The following is a 25,886-nucleotide window of genomic DNA, read 5'->3' as shown; positions in this document are numbered from 1 at the left end:
TTCCAAGTATATGTTTACCGTGTGTACATGTCTAGAAAACATGTTTAAAAAATGGCAGTTTGTAAACATATGCTGCATTTGCCAAGTGGCGGCTGTTTCAGACGGCCTATTTATTGCCGTCTTTCAAGCTGTCCAAATAATCGGCATAGGCTTGCATCATGGCGGTGCGCTGCTCTAGATATTCCGCTTTGTTGTAGGTTTTGCGTGTTTGGTTTGGGTCTTTGTGGGCAAGCTGCCGTTCTACCCAGTCGCCGTTAAAACCCTGCTCATTCAGGGCGGTGCTGGCAATATGGCGGAAGCCGTGCATAGTCTGCTTGTCTTTGTAACCCAATCTGTGCAGCGCCTTGCTTGCCGCCGCTTCGCTAAATGGTTGCCCTGTGCCCTTATTCCAAAACACATAATCATAATGGCCTGTTATCGGCTTCATCTGCTCAATCAGGGCGGCGGCTTGGCGGCTCAATGGGATAAGGAAGTCAAGCCCGTTCTTCATTCGTTCGCCTTTCCGCTCGCCCTCACCGCTTTTCTCCCAAATGCCATTATCCCAATCCAGCTCTGCCCATTTCATCATGCGCAATTCAGCGGGTCGCGTGAACACATAGGGGGAAAGCTTCAGCAAGATGCGCACTTGCGGCGTGCCTGTGTAGCCGTCTATATCGCGCAATAGCTGCCCGATTTCGGCAGGGTCGGATAAATGATGAAAGCTTTGCTGTTTCACTTGTGCCAGCTCTCTGCGAAGTTCGGCGGCGGGGTTGAATACACATATCCGCAAACGCACGGCATAAGAAAACACCTGATTCACCACGTCATACACTTTGTGGGCGGTGTCGTATTTCCCCGCCGCTTCCAGCCTTTGCAGCAAGCTCAATACTTCCAGCGGCATGATTTCGGCAATTGGCCGCTGCCCTATATCGGGGAATATGTGCAGTTCAAGGCTGCGTAAAAGGCGGTGGGCGTGTTCAGGCATCCACTTATCGGGCTTGGCTTGCTGGTCGGCATGCCATTTTCGGGCAACCGCTTCAAAGCTGTTCAATGCCTGATTGCGCTGTTTGATTTCCTGCTCTTGCTGGTGTTGCTTCGGGTCGATACCTTTTTCAAGCAAGGCGCGTAGTTCTTCACGTTTCACACGGGCTGCTTTCAGGCTTACATCGGGATAGATGCCAAGTCGGATTTCTTCACGCTTTTTGGTGTGGGGGTGGTAGTAGCGAAGCCGCCAGTATTTGCCGCCTTTGCTATCGGCCTGCAACGACAAGCCGTGGCCGTCTGAAAGCTGGTTGATGCCTTTGGCGGGTAGGGCAAGATTTTTGCATTGTGAATCAGTAAGTGGGGTTATGGCTTTCGGCATGGTTTTTCTGCCTTGTTTTTATCGGTTTTAGGGGTAATATTTAAAAACGCTGTAAGCCTTTATCCATCAGGGTTTCAGGCTGTTTTGGGGTGATTTGGCTTTAAAATCGGGCTGTTTTTCAGGCATTTTCAGGGGCTTTTTGCGGGGGTTTTGCCCGATATTACCCCAAGAATTACCCCATGAGCTATGAAAACTACAGCACACGCCAGCACATCATAGGCAATAAAAAACCCCTAAAATCTTTTAATTTCAGGGGTTTATGGTGTGCCAGCATATTGCTGAAAACATAGGTTGGTGGAGGCGGGGGGAATTGAACCCCCGTCCGAAAGTCCTCTACAAAGCGTTCTACATACTTAGTCGGTCTATTTGAAGTCTTGCTTCCATTCCGCCGGCAGACAGGCTGTTTGGAAGCCAGTTACCTTAAATCTTATTCCGTGCCAAGTAACCCGACACGAAACCAGCCCATGTAAATAACGTTGCTGTAGGTTTTACCCTACGCAGCCCATCGGCCAACTGCTGCAACGGCAGGCCTTAAGCGGCCAGTGCGTAAGTTTCGTCGTTTGCGACTATTTAAGTTCAGTGTTTTACGGGAATCTGAGACCCCGGTATGCCCGCATCTGCTTCGCAACCCCCGTCGAAACCAAGATCGCCCCCAGATAGGAATTTTTAATTATACGCGTTTGGCCGGATAAATGCCACCGATACTTTCAGACGGCCTATCGGTTATAATGGCCGTCTGAAAAATAGGGCGGACAAGCTTATGTATGATGTAAACACGCAGGATGTGCGGCGCTTTTTTGCGCAGGTGTGGCAGCAGCGTATGCTGCCTTTGCAGCTGGATGCCTTGCAGCAAAAGGCGTTGCGCATTATCGAGGCGCACCCTGAATACCATCATTATCTGGATAATATTGAAGATTATTTGGAAAAAACGTGGACGCCTGAAGCTGAGGAAACAAACCCTTTTCTGCATATGTCGCTGCATATGTCGATACAGGAGCAGGCGGGCATTGATCAGCCGCCGGGCATACGCGCGGTGCATGAGCAGCTTTGCCGCCGCCATAATGGTGATTGGGTGCGGGCGGAGCATGAGATGATGGAGGCGCTGGCGGAAACGATTTGGGAGGCGCAGCGTTTCGGGCGCGGTTTGGATGTGAATGCATATATTACACGCCTGCGCCGGCTGGTGGGTTTGGGCCAGGAAGACAATGCGCGCATCAATCCGCATGAGGTGGGGCTGTCGGATAAAATCAGCGGGCGCGATTGAAATCGGTTTGGTTTTATAGTTGGTTTGATGATTATTTAAAGGCCGTCTGAAAGATTTGTTTCAGACGGCCTTTGTGTGTTTGTTGTTATGTTTATTGATAGAAATCGGTATCGATACTTGAAATATTAAAGCGCGGCGTTATAATTGTGTTTTACGAATTTTAACAATGAGAGAAGAAAATGTCGGATTTCAGAATTTATGGTGAAAGCGCGCCTGATTTGGTGCCGGATAGCGAGGGCTCGCCCAAGCTTTTGCGCGAGCCGCGCCGCTTGGCTGCATCGGCGGGTGCGGCTTGGATAGGGCAGGCTTGGGGGCTGTTTACCCGACGTTGGGGCCTGTGGGTGGGCATGTCGTTTGTGATGCTTTTGATTACCACCGTGGTGTCTATGCTGCCGCTGGTGGGCTTTTTGAGCAATTTTCTGACTTTGTTTTTTGCGGGCGGCATGATGCTGGCTGCGGCGGCGCTGGCGGAAAATGATGATTTGGAATTTGTGTATTTGTTTGGTGGTTTTCAGCATAAATTCAAAGAATTATTTATTTTGACGCTGCTGTATTTTTTGGTGCTGCTGGTGGTGGTGTTTGTGTTTGTGGTTGTGATGTATTTAACAGGCACAAACATCAGTGATTGGGATTCGGAGCAGCCTTCTGTGGCAGCGATGGCGATGTATGGCGGGATTATATTGGCAGGCTTTGCTGCGCTTGTGCCCGTGTCGATGATGATGTGGTTTGCTACTGTGTTGACGGTGCTGGATGATGTGGCGCCGTGGCAGGCGATGAAAATGAGCTTTCAGGGCTGCGTGCGCAATATTTTGCCTTTTATTGTGTATGGCTTGGTGTGGCTGGGGCTCTCTTTGGTAATCGGTTTGCTGGCGATGGGTTTGGTGATGCTGTTTGATTGGGTTTGGCTGCCGTTGGTGGCGATGTCTGCATTGATGATATTGGTGGTCACGCCGTGGACGATGCTCACGGTTTATACCAGCTATCGTGCGGTGTGGACTGAGCCGCCGTTGTAATACCAATCCAAAAAAATAACCTAACTTCGTTGTCTCGCCTTGCCGTACTAGTTGTACTGTCTGCGGCTCGCCGCCTTGTTAGCTTACTTTTTTGAATTGGTATAAGGTGTGCGGTAAATGATAAAAGGCCGTCTGAAAAAAGTTTCAGACGGCCTTTTTGAATCATGCGTATGGTTGTGTTTGCCATTCAAGCTGCACGATTTTATGCCTGCATTTTCAGCCAGAAAAACTGGCGGCAGGTGTTGGCAAAGGTTTTTTGCTCGGGCGCGATATCGGCTTCGGGCGGGTGCTGCATGATGCGGTAGCTGATCCACATCGGCAGGCAGGCGGGGGCGGCTTCGGGGGTGCCTTCGTAAAGGTCAGTTTCGATGCGGTATTGCAACACGGCACCGTCGCTGAAGTGATACCGTGTTTCGCTGAGCACTTCTTCATCTTCATCGGCCGGCGCGATTTCTTCTTTACGCACCACCACGGCGGGGCTGCTCAGGCCGTGGGCAGCGCGGGCGTAGTCTGCCAGCGGTTTATTCGGCTTCATCTATCCAGGCTTGCTGGATGGCTTCGAGAATGCGCTCGCCGCTGCGGGCGGGGTCGTCATCGAAATCGGGCAGCGCCATCACCAGTTCGCGCAAGTGGGTGAAGCGGATGGTTTTCGGGTCGATGTCGCCGTGGGCATCGTATAGCTCTTCGGCGATGCGTTGGGTGTCGGTCCATTTCATGATGTGCGCTCCTTTTATACTGAATGTTGTTTTTATCTAGGGCATCCTGACATTTCGATTTACGGGTGTATTTCGCCCCTGAAAATACATCTGTTGCGTTAAAAAGCCTCGCAAGATGTTCAACCTTGCTGCGTTTTTTTGCCTTGCATCTGCATTCTCAGGAACAAAATCCCCTCATAAACGAAATGTGAACAGACCCTTAGGCCGTCTGAAAAAGTTTCAGACGGCCTGCGTGTTAATGGTGTTCGCGGGCGTGGTTGATGGTGTATTTGGGGATTTCCACCACCAAATCTTCATCGGCCACTTGGGCTTGGCAGCTCAGGCGCGAATCGGCTTCGAGGCCCCAAGCTTGGTCGAGCAGATCTTCTTCGAGCTCGCTGGGCTCTTCGAGGCTGTCGAAACCCTGGCGCACAATCACATGGCAGGTGGTGCAGGCGCAGGATTTTTCGCAGGCGTGTTCGATTTCGATGTCGTTGTCGAGCAGCAAATCGCAAATGCTTTGGCCGGCGGGGGCGTTTTCAATCACTTTGCCTTCGGGGCAGAGTGTGGCGTGGGGGAGAACGGTTACTTTTGGCATGTTGTGTCTTTTATTGTGAGTGCGGTAAATGGTTTAAATCAATGCGGATAAACCGGCTTGGGTTTACAGGTTTTCCACGCTTTGGCCGGTGAGGGCGCGTTGGATGTTGCGGTTCATGCGTTTGGCGGCAAAATCATCGGTGGCTTGCGCCAGCGCGGTGGTGGCGGCGCGGATCTGCTCGGCGGTGTGGCTGCTCAGGTTGGTTTGCAGCTTGCTGATTAGCGCTTGAATATGGGCAAGCGCGGAGGGCTCCAGCAAATCGCTGTCGAGCGCCAGCGCGGCAGACACGGCGGCAATCAGCCCTTCTGCTTCCACTTGGGCTTCGGCGCGCGCGCGCGCGGCCATGTCTTCACCGGCGTTGTTCATGCCTTCTTTGAGCATGCGGGTGATGGTTTCATCATCGAGGCCGTAAGAAGGTTTCACTTCGATTTGCGCCTGCACGCCGCTGGTTTGCTCGCGGGCAGACACGGAAAGCAGGCCGTCTGCATCCACTTGGAAGGTAACGCGGATGCGTGCGGCGCCCGCCACCATGGGCGGAATGCCGCGCAGGGTGAATTTGGCCAGGCTGCGGCAATCGCTCACCAGCTCGCGCTCGCCTTGCACCACGTGCACGGTCATGGCGGTTTGACCGTCTTTAAAGGTGGTGAAATCTTGCGCGCGTGCGGTGGGCAGCGTGCTGTTGCGCGGAATCACTTTTTCGGCCAGGCCGCCGTAAGTTTCGAGGCCGAGCGAGAGCGGGGTAACGTCGAGCAGCAGCCATTCGTCGTCGTTTTTATTGCCGGCGAGCACATTGGCCTGCATGGCGGCACCGAGTGCCACTACTTGGTCGGGGTTGAGGTTGTTGAGCGGGGTTTGGCCGAAAAACATGGCCACGGTTTGCTGCACATGCGGCATGCGGGTGGCACCGCCCACCATAATCACGCCTTTGATGTCGGCTTTGCCCACGCCGGCATCTTTGAGCGCCTGCTTCACCGGCTCGATGGTTTTGGCCACTAAATGTTGGGTGAGGTTTTGAAACTCCTGGCGGGTGATGTTGCTGCTGATTTGGCGGCCGTCTGAAAGCGTGGCCTGAATGGTGGCGCTGGATTCGGTGGTGAGCGTTTCTTTGGCGGCGCGCACGAGGCTGAGCAAAAGCTGGCTGTCTTGCTCGTTAAGCTGCGAGAGCTGGTTTTGCTCAAGCAGATGGCAGAAGAGGCGGTGGTCGAAATCATCGCCGCCCAGCGCGCTGTTGCCGCCGGTGGCTTTCACTTCAAACAAACCTTTGGTGAGCTGCAACACCGACACATCAAACGTGCCGCCACCCAAATCGTATACCACAAACGTGCCCTCGGCGCGGTTGTCGAGGCCGTAGGCAATGGCGGCGGCGGTGGGCTCGTTGAGCAGGCGCAGCACATTGAGGCCGGCCAGGCGCGCGGCATCTTTGGTGGCTTGGCGTTGGGCATCGTCGAAATAAGCCGGCACGGTAATCACGGCACTGGTGAGCGGGCCGCCCAAACGCTCTTCGGCGCGTGTTTTGAGGGTGCGCAAAATTTCGGCCGACACGTCAATCGGGGTTTTATTGCCTTGGCGGGTGTGCAATTCAATCAGGCGCTCGTTGTTGCCGAAGCGGTAGGGGAAATAATGGTTGTCGGCTTTGAGGTCGGCCAGGGTGCGCCCGATCAGGCGCTTGGCCGAGCTGATGGTGTTGACCGGGTCGATTTTCTGCGCTTTGAGCGCATCATGGCCCACTTCCACGCGCGCATCTTCGCAATAGCGCACCACCGAGGGCAGCGTGGCGCGGCCTTGCTCATCGGTGAGGCAAACGGCGCTGCCGCTTTTGACGGCGGCCACCAAGCTGTTGGTGGTGCCCAAATCGATGCCTGCGGCGAGGCGGTGTTGGTGCGGGGCGGCGGCGAGGCCGGGTTCGGCGATTTGCAATAGTGCCATATTATTGTATGCCTTTGGGTGTTCGGGTTTGTGGGGCATATTCTAGCAGATTTGGCGCGCATAGTTGAGTGGTTTTGTCGGAATTGTGCCCGCGCGTTGGCAGGCCGTCTGAAAATTTGTTGCCGTCGGAAAATCCCGCTACAATCCGATGTTAACAAAACCCGCAGGGAGCCGCTGTGCAGCCACTTGATTATTGCCGCCAAAAAGCCGCCGAAAGCCGCTCGAGCTTTTTGGCTGCGTTTCGTTTTTTGCCGCAGCGCCGGCAAGATGCCATGACGGTGCTGTATGCGTTTTGCCGCGAGCTCGATGATGTGGTGGACGATTGCACCGATATGCAGGTGGCGCAAACCACGCTTAATTGGTGGCGCGCCGATTTGGCCAAGGTGTTTGACGGCGGCGCGCCCGAGCATCCGGTGTGCCGCGCGCTGCAAGGCGTGGTGGCGGAATTTGCGCTGCCGCACGATGAGCTGGCGGAAATCATCGAGGGCATGCAGATGGATTTAACCCGGGCGCGCTACGCAAACTTTGCTGAATTGCAGCTTTACTGCCACCGCGTGGCCGGTGTGGTGGGGCGGTTGATCACGCGCATTTTGGGCTTTAGCCGCCCCGAAACATTGAATTATGCCGATAAAATGGGCTTGGCTTTGCAGCTCACCAATATCATCCGCGATGTGGGCGAAGATGCGCGCAACGGCCGCATTTATCTGCCGATGGAAGATTTGCAGCGCTTTGACGTGCCCGCGCAAACCATTATGCAGGCCGCGCCCACGCCGCAATTTGCCGAATTGATGGCGTTTCAAATCGCGCGTGCGCGCGCCATTTATCGCGAAGCGCTGGCGCTGCTGCCGGCTGCTGATAAAAAGGCCCAAAAAATGGGCTTGATTTTGGCGGCGATTTATTATGCGCTGCTCAACGAAATCGAGCGCGACGGTGCGCAAAACGTGTTGAAATACAAAATTGCCATTCCCGGCCCGCGCAAAAAACGCATCGCCCTGAAAACCTGGCTGTTTGGATTTAAACCATGAATGTTTTAAGCAAGCAACATCAAACCCGCCCGAAAATCGCCGTGATCGGCGCGGGCTGGGCGGGCTTGTCGGCAGCGGTGCATTTGGGCAACAAAGCCGAGGTGCATGTGTTTGAAGCGGGCAAGCAGGCGGGCGGGCGGGCGCGCACGCTGGCGGCCGGGCGCGGTGATTTCAGCTTTTTGGACAACGGCCAGCATATTTTAATCGGCGCTTATCACGGCGTGCGCACGCTGATGCAGCAAATCGGCGTGCCGGAAAACGCGGCTTTTGTGCGCTGCCCGCTGCAATGGCATATGGCCGACGGCATGCAGTTTAAGGCGGCTTCGCTGCCCGCACCGCTGCATTTGTTGGCCGGCATTTTGTGTGCCAAAAAGCTGGGCTTTGCCGATAAACTGCGCCTGCTCGACAGCATGCGCGCTTTGCAGCGGCGCCACGGCTTGAACCCGCCCGACATCAGCGTGGGCGAATGGTTGGGCAAGCGGCACACGCCGCGCCGGCTGGTGGCCGAATTTTGGCAGCCGCTGGTGTGGGGCGCACTCAACACACCGCTTGAGTCGGCCAGCCTGAATATTCTGGCTAATGTGTTGCAAGACGGGGTGTGGGCGCAAAAAAGCGACAGCGATTATCTGCTGCCCAAGCTTGATTTGGGGCGCATTATGGCCGAGCCGGCTTTAGGCCGTCTGAAAAAAAGCGGTGCGGTGGTGCATTTGGAAAGCCGCGTGGGGCGTTTGCAGCCGCTGCCGAGCGGGCAAATCGAAGTAAACGGCGCGGCTTTCGACTGCGCTGTTTTGGCGGTGGCACCTTATCACGCTGCGACGCTCTTGCCGCCTGACACGCCGGCAAACATTCAGACGGCCTATGCCGATATGCAGTATCATGCCATTACTACGGTATATTTGCGTTATGCTGCGCCGCTGAATCTGCCCGCCGCCATGACCGGCCTGGCAAACGGCACGGCGCAATGGCTGATTGGCCGCGCGGCATTGGGCGGCAGTGCATATGAAGTGGCGGCGGTGATCAGCGTGTCGGATATCGTCGGCGGCTTTGCGCCCGATGAATGGGTGGCGCGGGTGAATGCGGATGTGCAAACTTTGTGCCCGGATGCGGGTGCACCCGTTGCCGCGCGCGTGATTACCGAAAAGCGCGCCACCACGGCTGCCGTTGCCCACCGCCGCTTGCCCGATTTGGCCTGGCTGCACCATCAGCATATTTATCCGGCGGGCGATTATCTGCACCCGCGCTATCCGGCCACGCTGGAGGCAGCGGTGCAAACCGGCCAATCGGCCGCCGCTTTGTGTTTGAACGAATGGGCGTTATCAAAACGAACTGCTTAGAACTGCTTAAAGGAAAACAATAAAATGGCTCAACTGCAAGAAAAAATCCTGCTGGTCACCGGCGCATCGCAAGGCATAGGCGAGCAAGTGGCCAAAGCGTATGCCGCTGCCGGCGCCACGGTGGTGTTGGTGGCGCGCCATCAGAAAAAGCTTGAAAAAGTGTATGACGAAATCGTGGCTGCCGGCGGCCCCGAGCCTTTTGCCATCTGCTTTGATTTGCTCAGCGCCGAAGAGGCCGAATTTGAGCGCTTGGCCGCCACCATTGCCGAAGCCACCGGCGGCAGGCTCGACGGCATCGTGCATTGCGCCAGCTATTTCTACGCGCTCTCGCCGCTCGATTTCCAAACCGTGGCCGAATGGGTGAACCAATACCGCATCAACACTGTGGCGCCGATGGGGCTCACCCGCGCCTTTTTGCCGCTGCTGAAACAATCGGCCGATGCTTCGGTGATTTTTGTCGGCGAGAGCCACAGTGAAGACCCGAAAGCTTATTGGGGCGGCTTCGGCGCATCGAAAGCGGCGCTGAATTATTTGTGCAAAGTGGCGGCCGACGAATGGGAGCGCTTTGAAAATCTGCGCGCCAATGTGCTCGTGCCAGGCCCTGTGAATTCGCCCCAACGCATGAAAACCCACCCCGGCGAAGCGCGCAGCGAGCGCAAAGATTATGAAGAAATCATGCCTGATTTCGTGTGGTGGGCGAGCGTGGAGAGCCGCGGGCGCAGCGGCGAGATTGTGTATTTATAGGCCGTCTGAAAAGATTGTCAAAACCATTTATTTTTGAATACGCACAGGCATAGAAGTGTTTGGCGGATAAGCTTGCATCGGTTTTGAAAAACATCAGGCCGTCTGAAACTTTGGTTTCAGACGGCCTGATGTTTTTTGGATGGGTATCATTCAATCTGCTGCGGCCAGCCGCTTGTGTCCACCTCGGGATAAGCCAGATGCAGCTTGCGCAAATGTTCGAGCAAGATGTTGACGATAATCAGGCTGCGGCCGGATTTGGAATCGGCGGGCACGATATACCAAGGTGCGTGGTCGGTGTCGGTGGCGGCAATCACTTGTTGATAAGTTTGCATAAATTGCGGCCACAGCTTGCGGTCTTCGAGATCGCCGGGGTTGAATTTCCAGTGTTTTTCAGGATTATCAAGGCGCTCTTGCAGGCGCTCGCGCTGCGCTTCGTTGGAAATATTGAGGAAAATTTTCACGATGGTGGTGCCGGTTTCGGTCAGCATACGCTCGAAATCGTTGATTTGGCGGATGCGGCGCGCCTGCTCGGCTTCGTCTATCCAGCCGCGCACCCGTGTGACCAACACGTCTTCATAGTGGCTGCGGTTGAAAATCACGATTTCACCGCTTTGGGGCATCACCATGTGCACGCGCCACAGATAATCTCGTGCCCGCTCGGCTTCTGAGGGCGCTTTAAAGGCCTGCACGCGCATGCCCAGCGGATCGGCGGCGCGAAACACGGTGCGGATGGTGCCGTCTTTGCCGGAAGTGTCCATGCCTTGCAGCACCACTAAAAAGCGGTGTTTGGCTTGCGCATAAAGAATATCCTGCAATTGATCGAGCTCGGCGCTCAAGGCTTCGGTGGCGAGCTTGCGGGCTTCTTTGCTATCAGGCAGGCCGGATTTGTCGCCGGCCGGAAAATCGGCAAGTTTGAATTTTTTGCCGCCGGCGCGGTATTTTTCAGTAAAGCTCATCAGAAATGCTCCTTTCCTTTAAGGTTTGGATGCTTTTTGCGTCAGGTTGCGGCCATCGCGGTTGTCGAGGCCGATGAAAATCCAGCTTGAGATAAAGGTGATGGCGCCCAGATAAATAAAGGTGTAGCGAAAAGCGGCGTGCAGATTATCGGTGGCGATGCTGCTTTGGCTTAAAAACTGCAAAATCAGCGCGCCCAAGGCGATGCCGAAGCTCATGGCCAGCTGCTGGTTGACGGCCATCAGGCTGTTGCCGCTGCCGGCTTGAAACGAGCGCAAGTCGGCCACGGTGAGCGTGTTCATGGCGGAAAATTGTAATGAGTTGCCCATGCCCACCACAAACAGCAGCGCTGCCCACAGCCATAAAGGGGTGTGCGCCGAGGGAATGGCCAAACACATTATCAGGCAGCCGAGCAGGCGGGTGTTGGCCACCAGCACCCGGCGGTAGCCGAAATAGCCCATCAAAGGTTTGATGAGCGGCTTAACCAAAATCGAGGCAATGGCAATCGGCGCGAGCAGCCAGCCCGACAGGCTGGCGCTGAAGCCGAAGGCGAGTTGAAACAGCAAAGGCAGCAGAAACGGCACCGAGCTGATGCCCAAGCGGCTGAACAAATTGCCCGCCAGCCCCAGCCGGAAAGTGCGCACCTGAAAAAGATTGCGCGCATAAAGCGGCGCATCATCGCGCTTGGCGTGCTGCCAGTAAAGCCACAGCGCGGCTGCGCCGCTTAGAGCCATCAGCATGGCGAAAAAGCGGGTGCCGGGGTGGGTGACGATTTCTACCGATAAACTCAGCGAGCAGGCGGCTGCGGCAAACAGCAGAAAGCCGACCACATCGAAATGCTCTTTTCCTTCGCCCTTAAGGTCGGGCATCACCTTGAGCGCAAACACCATGCCGGCGATGCCGATGGGCACATTAATCAGGAAAATCCAATGCCAGCTGGCATAGTCTACCAAATAGCCGCCCACCAAAGGCCCCAGCACCGGCCCGATAAGCGCCGGCATCACCGCATAATTGATGGCATTGAGCAGCTGTGATTTATCGTAAACGCGCAAAAGCGTGAGCCGCGGCACCGGCACCAACATCGAGCCGCCTATGCCCTGAATCACCCGTGCCACCAGCAGCATGGAAAGATTGGGCGCGGCGGCGCATAAAACAGAGCCGAGCACGAATATGCCCATCGAAGCGATAAACACCGAACGCGTGCCGAAGCGGTCGGCCAAATAGCCGCTGAGCGGAATCAGAAGCGCCAGCGTGAGCGCATAGGCAATCACGGCCGACTGCATATTGAGCGGCGATTCATTCAAATCGAGCGCCATTTTCGGCAGCGCCGTGTTGAGAATGGTGGTGTCGAGCATCTGCATGAAAATGGCCACCGCCAGCAGAAGCGGCAGCCAGCGCGAGGGCGCAGGCTTGGGAAGGGCGGGCGGTGTGGTCATGGTTGTGTGATGTCCGAATCAAAGAGGCCGTCTGAAAAAAGCCGGCCGCAGTTTGTAAAAATGAATGCAAACATTGTACGTGATATTGGCCGTCTGAAAACAGTTTGATGTGTGCAAAAACGATGTGCTTGGAAATGCACGCTCAAGGATAGGCGGCTAAGAAGATATCTGCATATCATCTTAAAATTTTCTTTTAAGAAAATTAAATCTCTTATACAATAATTACACATCTTTAAAAATATAAATGGAGAGGAAGCAAGATGAAAACAGAAACCGTATCCAAGCGGGTGCTTTGGGCCAGCCTGATCGGCAGTTCGATTGAGTGGTTTGATTATTTTCTTTACGGCACGGTGGCCGCTTTGGTGTTTAACCAGCTGTTTTTCCCCGCTGAAGATCCGGCCGTGGGCACCATGCTGGCTTTTGCTTCTTTTGCGCTCTCTTTCTTTATCCGCCCTTTCGGCGGCATTATTTTCAGCCACATCGGCGATCGGATCGGCCGCAAGAAAACCTTGGTGCTCACTTTGGGCTTGATGGGCGGCGCCACGGTGTTGATGGGCTTGCTGCCGACTTATCAGGCCATCGGTATTGCCGCGCCGATTTTGATGGTGCTGCTGCGCTTGGTGCAGGGCTTGGGCATCGGCGGCGAGTGGGGCGGGGCGATGCTGCTGGCGGTGGAATATGCGCCCAAAGAGCGGCGCGGCTTTTTCGGCAGCGTGCCGCAAATGGGCGTGACCATCGGCATGCTTTTGGCCACGCTGGCGCTCACTGTGATGAGCATGCTGCCTGATGATGTGTTTTTATCGTGGGGCTGGCGGGTGCCTTTTGTGCTGAGCGCGGTGCTGGTGTTTGTGGGCTTGTGGATACGCAAAGGCATTGATGAAACGCCTTCGTTTAAGAAAAACCAAGCGGCCGGCAATGTGGTGGCGGTGCCGCTGCTCGAAACGCTCAAACACCACAAGCGCGAGGTGTTGATTGCGGTGGGGGCGAAATTTGTGGAAACCGCGCCTTTTTACATTATGTCGACTTTTATTGTGTATTACGCCACCAAAGAGCTCGGCTTCAGCCGCACACAGGCGCTCAACGCGGTGACCGTGGCCACGGTGGTGACCACACTGCTCATTCCGCTGATGGGCGCGCTCTCCGACAGAATCGGCCGCAAAACGGTGTATATCGCCGGGGTGTTGATGATGATGGCTTATGCTTTTCCCTATTTCTGGCTCTTGCAAACCCGCTCGTTCAGCATGCTGATTCTGGCTACGGTAATCGGTTTGGGCGTGATTTGGGCGCCGACCACGGCGGTGTTGGGCACGATGTTTTCCGAAATTTTCAAAAGCAATGTGCGCTACACCGGCATCACCCTAGGCTATCAAATCGGCGCGGCGCTGGCCGGCGGCACGGCACCTTTGGTGGCCACTTTTCTGCTGGCAAAATTCGATCACTCTTATGTGCCGATTGCGCTTTATATTATTTTCACCGGGCTGGTGTCGCTGGTGGCGATTGCGGCGGTGAGCGAGCGTTCGGGGCGGCAGTTGGATGAATAATCAAAAGGCCGTCTGAAAACGGTTGCAGGTTTCAGACGGCCTTTTTTAAAAAGGTAAGGTGCGATAGCGATTCAAAATCTAAGTGTTTTGCGTGGAATGGGAAGACACCCACAACACTTGCGCCTCTTCTTCACCGGCCACACAGGCGTGCCCCATGGTGCTGTCGAAATAGCAGGCATCGCCGCAGTTGAGCACGATGGGTTGGTAAAAATCGGTGTGCACGGTGATTTGGCCGGCCAGCACATAAATAAACTCTTCACCCTCGTGCTGCAAGAGCGCCGGAAATTCCCGCAGGCTGCGTGCCTTGATGCGGGTGAGCAGCGGCACGAAGCGCTTGTTGCTCAAATCGGCACACAGCGCCTGATAATCGTATTGCTTGGTGCTGTGGGTTCGGGCGCTGCCGGCGCGGGTAACGGCCAGGCGGCCGTTGGGCGTGTGGGCGCTCTCTTCATGAAAAAGCGCGGCAATCGGCACATCCAGCCCGCGGGCGAGCGACACGATTTTTTCGTAAGTGGGCGAGAGCTGCCCTTTTTCGATTTTGGAAAGGGTAGACACGGAAACATCGCTTTTGCGGCTGAGCTGCTGCAAGGTCAAGCCGGCTTTTTTGCGCAAAGCATGCACTTGGCGCGCCAAAAAAAGGCTGCTGTTTTCTGCCGGCAGGTCGGTGTGGGTGCTTGGATTCATAAGGTTTTCGAGGGCGGAAACAAAAGTATGAAATATCGTTAATACATGATTTTATCACAAGCAAAATAGATTATTTATTCTCTTATCAGAGAAAAATACAGCCGATTGTATAAGCTTGCCGAGCATCAATAAATGAAACGAATTTGAAAACACATTTTGATTAAAGGAGAAATGGATGAAAATTTTTGATTATGAAGCCACCGGTGCCGGGCTGCCTTATCCGGCCTTAATCCAAGCCGTGCACACGATGTTTGTGGAAGGCTGCACCGTGCCGCGCCGCCACATTCATGCGCTTGAGAGCGATGATGCTGCGGCCACATTATTGATTATGCCCGCTTGGCAGAAAAACCGCTTTTTGGGCATCAAGCATGTGACCATTTACCCGGAAAACGGCAGTAAACACGGCCTGCCGGGGCTGCATTCCACTTATACTTTGTTTGACGCGCAAAACGGCGTGCCGGTGGCGGTGCTCGACGGCAACCAAATCACCTGCCGCCGCACGGCCGCCGCTTCGGCGCTGGCCGCCGATTATCTGGCGCGCCAAGATGCACAAAGCCTGCTGATTGTGGGCGCGGGCAATGTGGCGCGCGAAATTGCGCCGGCTTATGCCGCCGTGCGCGACATCAAACACGTGCGCATTTGGAATATTGATTTCAACAAAGCCTGCCGCTTGGCCGAAGATTTGCAGCAGCAGGGCTTTCAAGCCGAAGCCGTGGCCGATTTGGAAGCTGCCGTGCGCAGCAGCGACATCATCAGTTGCGCCACTTTATCCACCGCGCCGCTGGTGCAACGGCAATGGCTGCAAAAAGGCGCGCATCTGGATTTGATCGGCAGCTTCAAGCCCGATATGCGCGAATCGGAGGATGCCGTGTTTGCCGACACTTCGGTGTTTGTCGACACCGACGAGGCGCTCGATAAAGCCGGCGATTTGTTGTCGCCGATGGCCGCGGGCGTATTTGTGCGCGAGCAGGTGCGCTCGGATTTGGCCGGCTTGTGCCGCGGCCTGCACCCGGGGCGCACGCGCGCCGATGAAATCACCGTGTATAAAGCCGTGGGCGCGGCTTCTGAAGATTTGGCGGCAGCCATTTTGGTTTATCAGGGCGGCAGTGAACGCTAAATCGAAATGTTCAGACGGCCTCGTTGGGCGGATAAAGATAAAAATGCAAATTATCTGCCGAATGCTGATATGCTGATGTTAATAAACGAATCGTGCCGAGCACTTTGCCGGCCACGCCGATTTGCACGATGAAAGATGATAGAGGATGAATATGTTTGATTTTTCCCACAGCCAATCCGCATTGCGTGATGCCGTTACCGCCGCCTACCGCCGCGATGAAGCCGAGGCGGTGGCCGATATGCTGGTGCAGGCGCAGATGAGCACCGATGAAAAAGCCGCCGCCGAAAAACTGGCGCGCCGTTTGGTGACGCAGGTGCGTGCTAACCGCAGCAAGGCCAGCGGCGTGGATGCGCTGATGCACGAATTTTCTTTGTCGAGCGAAGAGGGCGTGGCGCTGATGTGTTTGGCCGAAGCGCTGCTGCGCATTCCCGATAATGCCACCCGCAATAAGCTGATTCAGGATAAATTATCCGGCGGCAATTGGCAGAGCCATCTCAACCACAGCCCGTCGTTGTTTGTCAACGCCGCCGCCTGGGGCTTGCTGATCACAGGCAAACTCACCGCGGCCAACAGCGGCCAAAACCTCGGCTCGGCGCTCACACGCGTGGTGGGCAAGGGCGGCGAGCCGTTGATACGCAAAGGCGTGGATTATGCCATGCGCCTTCTCGGCAAGCAGTTTGTGACCGGGCAGACCATTGAAGAAGCGCTGAAAAACGGTAAAGAGCGCGAAAAATCGGGCTACCGTTTTTCATTCGATATGCTTGGCGAAGCGGCGATGACGCAGGCCGATGCCGATCGCTATTATCAGGATTATGTGCACGCCATTCACGCCATCGGCAAAGATGCCGCCGGTGCGGGCGTGTATGAGGGCAACGGCATTTCGGTGAAGCTTTCCGCCATTCATCCGCGCTATGTGCGCGCCCAGCACGAGCGCGTGATGGCAGAGCTGCTGCCGCGCCTGAAAGATTTGTTTTTATTGGCCAAACAATACGATATCGGTTTGAACATCGATGCCGAAGAAGCCAACCGGCTCGAATTGTCGCTCGATTTGATGGAAGCGCTGGTGTCCGACCCCGATTTGGCCGGTTTTAACGGCATCGGTTTTGTGGTGCAGGCTTATCAAAAGCGCTGCCCGTTTGTGATTGATTATCTGGTGGATTTGGCACGGCGCAACAAACAAAAGCTGATGATACGCTTGGTGAAAGGCGCGTATTGGGACAGCGAAGTGAAATGGGCGCAGGTGGACGGCCTTGAGGGCTATCCGGTTTACACCCGCAAAGTGCACACCGATGTTTCCTATCTGGCGTGTGCGCGCAAGCTTTTGGCGGCGCAAGATGCGGTGTTTCCGCAATTTGCCACCCACAATGCCTACACCTTGGCGGCGATTTACCAAATGGGCTTGGGCAAAGATTTCGAGCACCAATGCCTGCACGGCATGGGCGAAACCCTGTATGACCAAGTGGTGGGCGAGCAAAACCTAGGCCGCCGCTGCCGCATTTATGCACCGGTAGGCACGCACGAAACGCTGCTGGCCTATTTGGTGCGCCGCTTGCTCGAAAACGGCGCAAATTCTTCATTTGTAAACCAAATCGTAGACGAAAACGTGAGCATCGATGATTTGGTGCAATGCCCGCTCGATGCCGCTGCGCACACGCAGGGCAAAATGCATGCCGCTTTGCCGCTGCCGCGTCATTTGTATGGCAAAGGCCGTCTGAACGCCAAAGGGCTGGACTTGAGCAATGAAGCGGTGTTGAAGCAGCTGGAAGTGCAAATGAATGCCGCTGTGCAGCAAACCGATGCCGCCGCGCCGCTGCTCGCAACAGATGCGCAGGCGGCCGCGGCGCAAGCGGTGCGCAACCCCGCCGATTTTAGCGATATTGTGGGCACGGCCGCTTTTGTGCGGGCCGAAGATGTGGCTGAAATCGTGGCGGCGGCCAAAAGCGTGGAAGCTTCTTGGGCGGCGGTTACGCCGTTTGAGCGGGCTGAAATTTTACGCAATGTGGCTTTGCGTTTTGAAGCCAATATGGCCGAGCTGATGATGCTTGCCGTGCGCGAAGCGGGCAAAACGCTGCAAAACGCGATTGCCGAAGTGCGCGAGGCGGTGGATTTCTGCCGCTATTATGCCGATGAAGCCGAAACCACTTGCGCCGCGCGCGCGCCGCTGGGCACGGTGGCCGCCATCAGCCCGTGGAATTTCCCGCTGGCGATTTTCACCGGCGAAGTGACGGCGGCATTGGCGGCGGGCAATGTGGTGCTGGCCAAGCCGGCCGAGCAAACCACGCTGATTGCCCATTTTGCCGTGCGGCTGATGCACGAAGCGGGCGTGCCGCGCAACGTGTTGCAGCTCTTGCCCGGCGCGGGCGATGTGGGCGCGGCGCTCACGCAAGATGCGCGCATCAACGGCGTGATTTTCACCGGCTCCACCGAAGTGGCGCAGCTGATTAACTGCAATCTTGCCGCCCGTGAAGACAGCCCCGTATTAATCGCCGAAACCGGCGGCATGAATGCGATGATTGTCGATTCCACCGCGCTGGCCGAGCAAGTGTGCGCCGATGTGCTCAATTCCGCTTTCGATTCCGCCGGCCAACGCTGCTCAGCCTTGCGCGTGTTGTGTGTGCAGGAAGAAGTGGCCGATCACATGATTGCCATGATTAAAGGCGCGATGGATGAATGGCGTGTGGGCAATCCTGCGTTGTTAAACACCGATATCGGCCCGGTGATTGATGCCGAGTCGCAGCAAAACCTGCTTGCGCACATCGAGAAAATGAAAAGCGTGGCGCGGGCGCATCATGAAATCGCGCTGCCCGAGGGCGCAGAGCAGGGCACGTTTGTGGCGCCGGTGCTGTTTGAATTGAACAATCTTGATGAATTGCAGCGTGAAGTGTTCGGCCCGGTGCTGCATGTGGTGCGCTATGCGGCCGGCGCGCTGGATGAATTGATTGATCAGATCAACGCCAAAGGTTTTGCGCTCACCCACGGCATCCACAGCCGCATCGACAGCACTGTGGCACACATCTGCCGCCGCATCGAAGCGGGTAATGTGTATGTCAACCGCAATATTGTCGGCGCGGTGGTGGGCGTGCAGCCTTTCGGCGGCCACGGCCTCTCCGGCACCGGCCCCAAAGCCGGCGGCTCTTTTTATCTGCAACGTTTGAGCGCCGGCGCGCCGTGGCAGATGCCTCCGCTTAGCAAAACGGGCGAAGCGGATGAAGCGGCTTTGCAAACCATGGCAAGCCTGCTGGCGCAAATGGGCTTTGGGCACGATGCCAAAGTGCGCTTGTCCGCTGTGCTGGGCGAGAGCCGCGTGCACACTTTGCGGCAGGCCGAAATGCCTTTGCCCGGCCCCACCGGCGAGCGCAACAGCTTGAGCTGGCATGCGCCGCAGCGCGTGTGGCTTTACGGCGGTGATTTGGAAACGGCGTTTGCCGCGCTGATCCGCCTGGCTGCATCAGGCATACGCGTGCAGGTGCTGCCTGTGCATCCGCTGGCCATTTGGCAGGAGCATGCCGGCCAATGGCTGGAAGTGAGCGAAACGCCGTTTGCGGGTGCAAGCCATGTGGTGGCGCTGGAAAATCTGCCCGCCAATATCAAAATGCAGCTCTCGGCGCAGCGCGGTGCGCTGGTGAAAGTGCTGCTGATGCCCGATGGCGTGGATGTGTTGCCGCTGTTTGACGAAATCAGCCGCAGCGTCAACACCACCGCAGCCGGCGGCAACGCCAGCCTGATGGCGATGGCGGAAGGGTGAAACTCGCGCAGTTTGAAACGTGATAAAACGTTATAATGAAAGGCCGTCTGAAAGCGTTCAGACGGCCTTTGCCGATAATGGAATCTGCCGATGACTGTTCATTCAGATGCTGATTTAAACCAGGCCGCCGCCGATGCGGCCTGCTCGTTTTTGCAACACTATGCGCCCGCAGCGGCGCCACTGGCCGTGCCTTATGTGCCGCGCCTGTTTGCCGCTTTGGCGGACGGGCATTCGTTTATTTGGCTGAGCGCGGCAGAAGCAGCGGCTTTGGCCGAAGCGGCGCCGTTGGTGAGCCGTGGCGGCAACACGCCGCTGGTGCTGCTGGAGCGGCGTTTGTTTTTGGGGCGCATGTGGCAGCTCGAGCGTGATTTGGCCGCCCAAATCGCGCGGTTGGCGCAAGCTAAGCTGCCGGCGCCCGATTGGTTGCAGGCGGGGCAGGATTTGCACGATTGGTTTGCACAGGCGGGCAGCGAAGGGCAGAGGGATGCGGCGGCGCTCGCGCTGCTGCAAGCGTTTATGCTCATCAGCGGCGGCCCCGGCACCGGCAAAACCACCACCGTGGCCAAGCTTTTGGCGCTGCTGTGCAACCAAAGCGCCGAACTGCCGCGCATCGCGCTGGCCGCGCCCACCGGCAAAGCGGCGGCGCATATGGCGCGCGCGCTGCATCGGGCGCTGGGCACTTTTGATGCACCCGCTGCGGTGAAGCAGCATTTGTTGCAGCTGCAAGGCCAAACCGTGCACCGGCTCTTAAAGTTGCGTGCGCCGCAAATGCGCCCGCAATTTAATGAAGAGCAGCCGCTGCCTTTGGATATTCTGATTATTGATGAAGCTTCGATGCTGGATATTGCCTTGCTGTTGCAGCTTTTGCGTGCCGTGCCCGATGGCTGCCGCGTGGTATTGCTCGGTGATGAAAACCAGCTGCCTTCGGTGGGCGCAGGTGCGGTGTTGGCGGCGTTGGCGCAGCCCACTTTATTGAGTGAAAACGCGGCAGCGCAATTGCAGGCTATGTTGCCGCAACACGGTTTTCAGACGGCCTTATCGCCGCCGCCTATGTCGCAAAACGTGGCGCGCCTTGTGGTGAGCCACCGCTTTGATGATCAAAGCGGTATAGGCTCGCTGGCGCGCGCGGTGGTGGCGGAAGATGCGGCGCTGGCTTGGGCGCAGTTTGCGCGCTTTCCCGAAGCGCTGGGCGTGTGGCAGGGCAGCCGCCGCGAGCAGGCCGAGGCTTTGTATGCTTTGCACGCGGATTATTGGCAGGCGGTGGCCGGCGGCGATGTGGCAGCGGCTTTTGCCCATCAGGCCGATGCGGTGGTGCTGGCGGCTTGGCGCGATGATGCGGCGGCGTTTAACGAGGCCTATCGGCAATGCCTGCAACGCCACGGCCGCGCCCGTGCCGATGTGCCGTGGTTTGCCGGGCAGATGGTGATGATAGAGCGCAACGATTATGCGCTCAATGTGTTCAACGGCGACATCGGCTTGGTGCTACCGGATAAAGAGAATGCGGGCGCACTTGCCGCCTGGTTTGCCGCAGCCGAGGGCTACCGCAGCATTCCGCTGAGCCGCTTGAGCGCACACAGCCCGGCTTTTGCGATTACCGTGCACAAAAGCCAAGGCTCGGAATACCGTGAAGTGTGGCTGCTGCCGCCGTCGGTGGAAATGCCGCCCGAAAGCGGCGCAGGCTTGAACAAGGCGCTGCTCTACACCGCCATCACCCGCGCGCGCGAACGCTTTGTGTTTTGCGGCAGCCAAGCCGTGTTTCAGACGGCCTGCGGCTTGAATGCGCAACGGCGCAGCGCTTTGCGCGAAATGATGATGCAGCGTTTTGAATGAGGTGCGAGGCCGTCTGAAAGCTTTCAGACGGCCTCTGTGTGTTTGCAGCAGGCGTTACCCAACAAAACCCAAACAGCTCTACATAGTGAAATGCATAGAAAAGTGATACGGCGGGTAGGTTGGGTTGTAAACCCAACAAATCCACAGGCCGTCTGAAACTCTGAGTTTATCAATCCAACCTGCGCTGTGGCAGCATGCCGTTTCGTGTCGCTTTTCTTGTATGCCACTATAAAATCAATTGCTTGGAAAAACTTTGGCTTATACCAATTCAAAAAAATAATATACAAACGGGCAGCCTGTAGGTCGGATTCTCGAATCCGACACTTGTTCGCAGAACAAGACACGCACATTGCTTTGGCCGATGGCCAAACGTCGGATTCGAGAATCCGACCTACGCGGATGATGCTGCCGAACTGCTTTTATTTTGTAAGGTTATTTTTTTGAATTGGCATTACAACCTTGGCGGCCTGGCTCAACCTGCCCATCTGAAAAAAATGCGGGTAATGCTGAAATTTGCAATTGTGCACATAAGCAAATGGCTTAAAAATAAAGCAGGCCGTCTGAAAGGTTTCAGACGGCCTGCTTTATTTTTTCAGACGGCCTCACTCACGTTAAGGCGCCGATGCAGCTTCGGCCGGCGGCGCAGCAAGCTCTTGCTCGGGCAGCAAATCGGCTTCGCTGAATTCGGGCTCGGGCTCGGTTTCAAACACTTTGCCGTTGAGCTTGAGCGTGTTGCCGGCCAAATCGAGCAGGGTGTGGACATTGCCGTTTTTCACATCAACATAGCCATCGGCCTGCATGCTGTTGATGGTGCTTTGCACCATCAGGCGCAAGGTGTCGTTGATGTCTTCCATGCTGGCGCGGCCGGCGGCGGCGTCTTCGGGATTCACGCTGAAAATGCTGCCGGCCTGGCTGATGGCCAGCTGCTCGAGCAATTGTTGCGGCACCTGCATATCGAGCGTGGCGCTGGTTTTTTGAATCATGGCGTTGAAGTCGTTCATATCGGCGGCGCTGAGGCCGTTGAAGCTCAATTGCCCTTTCACCTCCACCGTGCCTTGCGGCATTTTGAAGCTGAAGGTGTTGATTTTCAGCACCGGGTTGTTGGTAAAGAGGCTGGAGGCTTCGTTTTTGGCGGTGTGAATCAGCTCGGCCTGAATGGCTTCGTCGCTCATTTCGGTGCCGGCGATTTGGGCGAGCTTGTCTTTAATCGCTAAAAGGCCTTTGGCATCGAGGTGCTCGGCGGCGATGTGGATATCGAGCGGGCCGTAGTGCTCGTTGCCGTAGGTGAGGTTTTGGAAGCGGAAGCGGCCTTCGCTGTTGATCCATTCGCCGGCTTCGCCGGTTTGGGTGTCAAACTGCAATTGCTCCACCACGATTTGCGAGGGGGCGATGGTGCCGGTGGGGTTGATAAAGGCGCCGATTTGCAGATTGGTGACCAAATTCACCAATTCGTTGAGCTTTACGTTGTAATCGATGCCTTCTTTCCATTGCACCGAGAATTTGCCCAGCGTGAAGCTGCTGTCGCCCAATGACAGGCGGTTGCTGCCGTCGGCGGTGTGGCTGCGGATGTGCAGCTTTTCCAGCACCACATCGCCTTGGTCGGCCAGCTTGGCATGCACCAGCGGGGCGCTGTAGTCGTGGCTGTAGGCGGAAAAGCCGTTTTCATAAGCGGTGGTGCCGCTCAGGCCTTGCCACACGAGCTTGATGCCGGAGAGCTCTTCGTAATCGAAAGCGGGCACGCTCAATTCGATTTCGCCCGCGCCATTGAGATAAACGGTGTTGTTCATCTGCACGGGCGCTTGTGCGCCGAAAAAGCGCGCCAGCACTTTGGCCGCTTCAGGCTGATATTGGAATTCGGTGCGCACACGAGCGCGCACGGGCGTGAGGCTGCCGGCAAACGGGCCGTGGCTGACGTGGTTGATGATGGTGATCGGCTCTTGCAATACCGTTTTGAGGTTGTCGGGCAGATATTGCTGCATATTGTGCAGCAGGCTGGGCTTCAGGCGCACCACGGTGGTTTCGGTGGCACTGAACCAACCGCGCTCGTAGCGGTGCGATTCCACGGTGAGAAAGCTGGCTTGGCTGAGCAGCTTTTGTTGCTCTGCCAAGCTCTCTTCGGCTTTTTTGCCCAGATAATCGGGCAACACGAGCAACACGGCAGCCAAGGCGGCAATCACAATGGCGGCAAGGGCAATCAGGAGCTTTTTCATTGCATCAAACAGGGTAGAAATAAAGCGGCAAGCATAGCATTATTTCGCCGCTTTGTCTTTGCGTGTGCTTTTCAGACGGCCTTGATGCGGCAGGCCGTCTGAAAAATGATAGCCATCCCAAAAAGTCAGTTTGCAAGGCGGGATAACGTTTTGGGTTGTTTTTTTAGGTGTGGTATGCAAGGTGGCGGGCTGCTGGCAGCATGGCAAACGCAGGCGCGATTCGCTTTGTGAAAACAAAATATTATCGTGCGCATCACAAACCAATGCCGTCTGAAACATTTTTTCAGACGGCATTGGTTTGTTTTCCGTATTCTAGGATCTGTTCACAATTCATCTCGTGGCAATCTTTTGGCTCAAAAACGCGCCTGCCGCGTTGAAAATGCTCGCAAGGTGTCCGACCTTGCTGTGCTTTTCGCTTTGCAAGCGCGCTTTTGCGCTCAAAATCTTACGCACGGATGAAATGTGAACAGATCCTAGGCGAGATAACACAGCAAGCTTATCTTTGGGGATGGATATTACTGAAGCTCGCGGATATCGCGCCAGCCTTGGTTGGTTTGCACCAGCGTGGCGGTTTGGGTGCGGGTGTTATCGACTTGCGGCCAATACTCACCGCCTTTTTCCAGCAGCTTTTCCGCCCATTTTTCCGGCCTGAACTCAGCCTCGTAGGAAACTTTGGAAAGGGTCACGCCGTTGGCCGGTGTCGGCTCGGTATACCAATTGATTTTTTCCACGCTCAGGCGGCCGATGCAGAAAAGCGGCCCGCGTGCGCCGGCACGGCTTTGGGCGCTGCCTTTTTCGGTGAGCTCATAGGCGCTGATTTTGATTTTGCCTTTGCCATCGGGCAGGGGCAGGTTTTCGCTGCCGCTGCGTTTGTAGAAACCTTCTTTATCGAGCACACGCATCTGCGCCAACACGTTTTGATTGATGCGTTCACCGTTAAAATCCTGCTCGGCAATCAAAATTTGCGGCGCGCCCAAGCGCACATCGATTTGTGCGCCGCCATCGTGCGGGCTTTGCACGCTGAGCGCCAAGGGCAGGCACACGCCGTTTTCTTCGGCATATTGGTTGATGGCTTTTTTGAATTGCGCGTCACCGGCCTGATTGCCGTTGGAGCAGGCGGCCAAAAGCAGGGCGGCGGCCAGCGCGATGGGGGCGGAACGGGGCATGGTTTTCTCCATAATCTTAAAGTGGGATAGCTGGGTTTCGCTGCCAAAAGCATAGCCTTTTTCAGGCGCGTTTCCAAGCTTTTTACACGAAGCCATGACAAACCTTGCCGCTGCCCTTACAATAGGCCGTCTGAAAGAATAAAGCGCAAAACATGACCACGATTTACGGCATTCCCAATTGCGACACGGTGAAAAAAGCCCGCAATTGGCTGGCAGAGCACGGCATAGCCGCCGAATTTGTCGATTTCAAGAAAGCGCCGCCTGCGCCTGATCTGATTGAAGCCTGGTTGGGCGATATCGATGTGGCGGTGCTGCTCAATAAGCGCGGCACCACTTGGCGCAAGTTGGATGAGGCGCAGCAAGCGCAAGCTGCCACGCGCGAGGGCGCGGTGGCGCTGATGGCGGCGCAACCGAGCCTGATTAAGCGCCCGGTGCTCTCGCAAAACGGCCGCTTTTATGCAGGCTTTCAAGCGGCTCTTTATGAATCTGTTTTTAAAAAATAAACCATGAACACACAAACCATTTTTATTTCTGATCTGCATTTGTCGGCCGATGTGCCGCAATTGAATGCTTTGTTTTTCCAATCGCTGCAAGATTGGCGCGGTAAAATCGATGCGCTTTATATTTTGGGCGATTTTTTCGATGTGTGGGTGGGCGACGACGACGACGGGCCGTTTATCCAAAGCATTAAGGCGGCGCTGGCGGATTTTGCGCAGGCCACGCCGGTGTTTGTGCAGCACGGCAACCGCGATTTTCTGTTGGGTGAAAAATTTGCCGCCGAAAGCGGCATCCGCCTGCTGCCCGAGCAATTTGTGGCCGAGCTTTACGGCAAACCTTATTTATTGGTGCATGGCGATGAATTGTGCAGCGATGATGTGGCTTATCAGCAATTTCGTGCTCAATCGCGCAATCCGATGTGGCAGGCGGCTGTGTTGATGAAGCCTTTGGCCGAGCGGCGCATACTGGCGGGGCAGATCCGCATGATGAGCGAAACCAAAAAAAACGCCGAGGGCAAAAGCGAAATTTCCGATGCCACCGAAGCCGGTGTGCAGGCGCTGTTGGGCAAATACGCCGGCCAAAATATCGAGGTGCTGATTCACGGCCACACCCACCGCCCGGCGGTGCACACGCATGAAATCGACGGTCGCACCCTCACGCGCTATGTGCTGCAAGATTGGGAAGGCGAAACCGGCGGCTATTTGAGCGTGCATGCCGACGGCCGCATCGAAACGGCGCTTTTGCATGCCTGATTCTGTTTGAGC

The 25,886-nt window shown here is 56.0% G+C and carries 22 protein-coding genes and 1 other RNA gene; 11 read left to right on the top strand and 12 right to left on the bottom strand.

Features of this window, described 5'->3' with window-relative positions; genetic code table 11:
- Positions 1-106: 106 nt before the first annotated feature.
- Together EV680_RS01395 and ssrA are read right to left on the bottom strand one after the other, a co-directional pair.
- Entirely contained in the window at positions 107-1,342 is a 1,236-nt protein-coding gene (locus EV680_RS01395) for a tyrosine-type recombinase/integrase (RefSeq protein WP_132952440.1), read from the bottom strand.
- Between the two features lie 292 nt (positions 1,343-1,634).
- Positions 1,635-1,996: a transfer-messenger RNA gene (gene ssrA / locus EV680_RS01390) on the bottom strand.
- A gap of 106 nt (positions 1,997-2,102) precedes the next feature.
- Here ssrA and EV680_RS01385 point away from each other — a divergent pair.
- Both EV680_RS01385 and EV680_RS01380 read left to right on the top strand, forming a co-directional pair.
- On the top strand, positions 2,103-2,606 hold the full coding sequence (locus tag EV680_RS01385) for a DUF1841 family protein (RefSeq protein WP_132952439.1): 504 nt from the start codon (positions 2,103-2,105) through the stop codon (positions 2,604-2,606).
- Between the two features lie 179 nt (positions 2,607-2,785).
- Positions 2,786-3,619: a BPSS1780 family membrane protein gene (locus EV680_RS01380; protein WP_132952437.1), complete on the top strand. Its 834-nt coding sequence runs from the start codon at positions 2,786-2,788 to the stop codon at positions 3,617-3,619.
- Between the two features lie 202 nt (positions 3,620-3,821).
- Here EV680_RS01380 and EV680_RS01375 read toward each other — a convergent pair whose 3' ends face one another.
- From EV680_RS01375 to hscA, 4 genes are all read right to left on the bottom strand, one after another.
- Entirely contained in the window at positions 3,822-4,154 is a 333-nt protein-coding gene (locus EV680_RS01375) for a hypothetical protein (protein ID WP_132952435.1), read from the bottom strand.
- The gene (gene iscX, locus EV680_RS01370; RefSeq protein WP_132952433.1) at positions 4,141-4,335 is read right to left on the bottom strand and encodes a Fe-S cluster assembly protein IscX; all 195 of its coding nucleotides are present in this window, start codon (positions 4,333-4,335) and stop codon (positions 4,141-4,143) included. Before iscX ends, EV680_RS01375 begins: the two co-directional genes overlap by 14 nt.
- A gap of 235 nt (positions 4,336-4,570) precedes the next feature.
- The gene (gene fdx, locus EV680_RS01365) at positions 4,571-4,912 is read right to left on the bottom strand and encodes an ISC system 2Fe-2S type ferredoxin (protein ID WP_132952431.1); all 342 of its coding nucleotides are present in this window, start codon (positions 4,910-4,912) and stop codon (positions 4,571-4,573) included.
- Between the two features lie 63 nt (positions 4,913-4,975).
- Entirely contained in the window at positions 4,976-6,838 is a 1,863-nt protein-coding gene (gene hscA / locus EV680_RS01360; protein ID WP_132952429.1) for a Fe-S protein assembly chaperone HscA, read from the bottom strand.
- Positions 6,839-7,014: 176 nt separating this feature from the next.
- On the opposite strand from hscA, the gene hpnD reads away from it, so the two are divergent.
- From hpnD to EV680_RS01345, 3 genes are read left to right on the top strand one after another with little or no spacing between them, the layout of a single operon-like run.
- Positions 7,015-7,863, top strand: coding sequence for a presqualene diphosphate synthase HpnD (gene hpnD / locus EV680_RS01355; RefSeq protein WP_132952427.1), 849 nt, complete (start codon positions 7,015-7,017; stop codon positions 7,861-7,863).
- Positions 7,860-9,197 carry a hydroxysqualene dehydroxylase HpnE gene (gene hpnE, locus EV680_RS01350; protein WP_132952425.1) on the top strand — a complete coding sequence of 446 codons (1,338 nt, stop codon included), beginning with the start codon at positions 7,860-7,862 and terminating at the stop codon, positions 9,195-9,197. The genes hpnD and hpnE overlap by 4 nt, the downstream gene beginning before the upstream one ends.
- A gap of 24 nt (positions 9,198-9,221) precedes the next feature.
- Positions 9,222-9,941, top strand: coding sequence for an SDR family oxidoreductase (locus tag EV680_RS01345; protein ID WP_132952423.1), 720 nt, complete (start codon positions 9,222-9,224; stop codon positions 9,939-9,941).
- A gap of 146 nt (positions 9,942-10,087) precedes the next feature.
- On the opposite strand, the gene EV680_RS01340 is transcribed toward EV680_RS01345, so the two are convergent.
- Positions 10,088-10,897 carry a PPK2 family polyphosphate kinase gene (locus tag EV680_RS01340; RefSeq protein WP_132952421.1) on the bottom strand — a complete coding sequence of 270 codons (810 nt, stop codon included), beginning with the start codon at positions 10,895-10,897 and terminating at the stop codon, positions 10,088-10,090.
- Between the two features lie 18 nt (positions 10,898-10,915).
- Positions 10,916-12,331 carry a DHA2 family efflux MFS transporter permease subunit gene (locus tag EV680_RS01335; protein ID WP_132952419.1) on the bottom strand — a complete coding sequence of 472 codons (1,416 nt, stop codon included), beginning with the start codon at positions 12,329-12,331 and terminating at the stop codon, positions 10,916-10,918.
- A gap of 260 nt (positions 12,332-12,591) precedes the next feature.
- Between EV680_RS01335 and EV680_RS01330 the strand changes: the two genes are divergently transcribed.
- On the top strand, positions 12,592-13,872 hold the full coding sequence (locus tag EV680_RS01330) for an MFS transporter (protein ID WP_132952417.1): 1,281 nt from the start codon (positions 12,592-12,594) through the stop codon (positions 13,870-13,872).
- Positions 13,873-13,950: 78 nt separating this feature from the next.
- Here the strand turns inward: EV680_RS01330 and EV680_RS01325 are convergent, their stop codons facing one another.
- Positions 13,951-14,556 carry a helix-turn-helix domain-containing protein gene (locus EV680_RS01325; protein ID WP_132952415.1) on the bottom strand — a complete coding sequence of 202 codons (606 nt, stop codon included), beginning with the start codon at positions 14,554-14,556 and terminating at the stop codon, positions 13,951-13,953.
- A 175-nt stretch (positions 14,557-14,731) separates the two neighbouring features.
- Between EV680_RS01325 and lhpI the strand changes: the two genes are divergently transcribed.
- The 3 genes from lhpI (at position 14,732) to recD (ending at position 21,248) form a co-directional block, all read left to right on the top strand.
- Positions 14,732-15,673: a bifunctional Delta(1)-pyrroline-2-carboxylate/Delta(1)-piperideine-2-carboxylate reductase gene (gene lhpI / locus EV680_RS01320; RefSeq protein WP_132952413.1), complete on the top strand. Its 942-nt coding sequence runs from the start codon at positions 14,732-14,734 to the stop codon at positions 15,671-15,673.
- 151 nt (positions 15,674-15,824) lie between these two features.
- Positions 15,825-19,418, top strand: coding sequence for a bifunctional proline dehydrogenase/L-glutamate gamma-semialdehyde dehydrogenase PutA (gene putA, locus EV680_RS01315; RefSeq protein ID WP_132952411.1), 3,594 nt, complete (start codon positions 15,825-15,827; stop codon positions 19,416-19,418).
- Positions 19,419-19,508: 90 nt separating this feature from the next.
- Positions 19,509-21,248, top strand: coding sequence for an exodeoxyribonuclease V subunit alpha (gene recD / locus EV680_RS01310; protein WP_132952409.1), 1,740 nt, complete (start codon positions 19,509-19,511; stop codon positions 21,246-21,248).
- 611 nt (positions 21,249-21,859) lie between these two features.
- Here recD and EV680_RS01305 read toward each other — a convergent pair.
- From EV680_RS01305 to EV680_RS01295, 3 genes are all read right to left on the bottom strand, one after another.
- Positions 21,860-23,458 carry a YdgA family protein gene (locus EV680_RS01305; protein ID WP_132952407.1) on the bottom strand — a complete coding sequence of 533 codons (1,599 nt, stop codon included), beginning with the start codon at positions 23,456-23,458 and terminating at the stop codon, positions 21,860-21,862.
- A 39-nt stretch (positions 23,459-23,497) separates the two neighbouring features.
- A complete protein-coding gene (locus tag EV680_RS01300) occupies positions 23,498-23,752 on the bottom strand; it encodes a hypothetical protein (RefSeq protein ID WP_132952405.1) in 255 nt (84 codons plus the stop codon).
- Positions 23,753-23,973: 221 nt separating this feature from the next.
- Positions 23,974-24,624, bottom strand: coding sequence for a hypothetical protein (locus EV680_RS01295; RefSeq protein WP_132952403.1), 651 nt, complete (start codon positions 24,622-24,624; stop codon positions 23,974-23,976).
- 152 nt (positions 24,625-24,776) lie between these two features.
- Between EV680_RS01295 and EV680_RS01290 the strand changes: the two genes are divergently transcribed.
- Together EV680_RS01290 and EV680_RS01285 are read left to right on the top strand one after the other, a co-directional pair.
- Entirely contained in the window at positions 24,777-25,127 is a 351-nt protein-coding gene (locus EV680_RS01290; protein ID WP_132952401.1) for an arsenate reductase, read from the top strand.
- 3 nt (positions 25,128-25,130) lie between these two features.
- Positions 25,131-25,874, top strand: coding sequence for a UDP-2,3-diacylglucosamine diphosphatase (locus tag EV680_RS01285; RefSeq protein ID WP_132952399.1), 744 nt, complete (start codon positions 25,131-25,133; stop codon positions 25,872-25,874).
- Positions 25,875-25,886: the final 12 nt, after the last annotated feature.

Source organism: Uruburuella suis (assembly GCF_004341385.1).
GTDB classification, from domain to species: Bacteria; Pseudomonadota; Gammaproteobacteria; order Burkholderiales; family Neisseriaceae; genus Neisseria; species Neisseria suis.
The sequence above is the reverse complement of the archived record's forward strand: the minus strand, read 5'-3'. Positions and strand labels throughout refer to the sequence as shown.

Excerpts from the sequence above, each read along its gene's own strand:
- EV680_RS01395 (WP_132952440.1), bottom strand. The coding sequence starts at position 1,342 with ATGCCGAAAGCCATAACCCCACTTACTGATTCACAATGCAAAAATCTT.
- EV680_RS01385 (WP_132952439.1), top strand. The coding sequence starts at position 2,103 with ATGTATGATGTAAACACGCAGGATGTGCGGCGCTTTTTTGCGCAGGTG.
- EV680_RS01380 (WP_132952437.1), top strand. The coding sequence starts at position 2,786 with ATGTCGGATTTCAGAATTTATGGTGAAAGCGCGCCTGATTTGGTGCCG.
- EV680_RS01375 (WP_132952435.1), bottom strand. The coding sequence starts at position 4,154 with ATGAAGCCGAATAAACCGCTGGCAGACTACGCCCGCGCTGCCCACGGC.
- iscX (WP_132952433.1), bottom strand. The coding sequence starts at position 4,335 with ATGAAATGGACCGACACCCAACGCATCGCCGAAGAGCTATACGATGCC.
- fdx (WP_132952431.1), bottom strand. The coding sequence starts at position 4,912 with ATGCCAAAAGTAACCGTTCTCCCCCACGCCACACTCTGCCCCGAAGGC.
- hscA (WP_132952429.1), bottom strand. The coding sequence starts at position 6,838 with ATGGCACTATTGCAAATCGCCGAACCCGGCCTCGCCGCCGCCCCGCAC.
- hpnE (WP_132952425.1), top strand. The coding sequence starts at position 7,860 with ATGAATGTTTTAAGCAAGCAACATCAAACCCGCCCGAAAATCGCCGTG.
- EV680_RS01345 (WP_132952423.1), top strand. The coding sequence starts at position 9,222 with ATGGCTCAACTGCAAGAAAAAATCCTGCTGGTCACCGGCGCATCGCAA.
- EV680_RS01340 (WP_132952421.1), bottom strand. The coding sequence starts at position 10,897 with ATGAGCTTTACTGAAAAATACCGCGCCGGCGGCAAAAAATTCAAACTT.
- EV680_RS01335 (WP_132952419.1), bottom strand. The coding sequence starts at position 12,331 with ATGACCACACCGCCCGCCCTTCCCAAGCCTGCGCCCTCGCGCTGGCTG.
- EV680_RS01330 (WP_132952417.1), top strand. The coding sequence starts at position 12,592 with ATGAAAACAGAAACCGTATCCAAGCGGGTGCTTTGGGCCAGCCTGATC.
- EV680_RS01325 (WP_132952415.1), bottom strand. The coding sequence starts at position 14,556 with ATGAATCCAAGCACCCACACCGACCTGCCGGCAGAAAACAGCAGCCTT.
- lhpI (WP_132952413.1), top strand. The coding sequence starts at position 14,732 with ATGAAAATTTTTGATTATGAAGCCACCGGTGCCGGGCTGCCTTATCCG.
- putA (WP_132952411.1), top strand. The coding sequence starts at position 15,825 with ATGTTTGATTTTTCCCACAGCCAATCCGCATTGCGTGATGCCGTTACC.
- recD (WP_132952409.1), top strand. The coding sequence starts at position 19,509 with ATGACTGTTCATTCAGATGCTGATTTAAACCAGGCCGCCGCCGATGCG.
- EV680_RS01305 (WP_132952407.1), bottom strand. The coding sequence starts at position 23,458 with ATGAAAAAGCTCCTGATTGCCCTTGCCGCCATTGTGATTGCCGCCTTG.
- EV680_RS01300 (WP_132952405.1), bottom strand. The coding sequence starts at position 23,752 with ATGCCGTCTGAAAAAATGTTTCAGACGGCATTGGTTTGTGATGCGCAC.
- EV680_RS01295 (WP_132952403.1), bottom strand. The coding sequence starts at position 24,624 with ATGCCCCGTTCCGCCCCCATCGCGCTGGCCGCCGCCCTGCTTTTGGCC.
- EV680_RS01290 (WP_132952401.1), top strand. The coding sequence starts at position 24,777 with ATGACCACGATTTACGGCATTCCCAATTGCGACACGGTGAAAAAAGCC.
- EV680_RS01285 (WP_132952399.1), top strand. The coding sequence starts at position 25,131 with ATGAACACACAAACCATTTTTATTTCTGATCTGCATTTGTCGGCCGAT.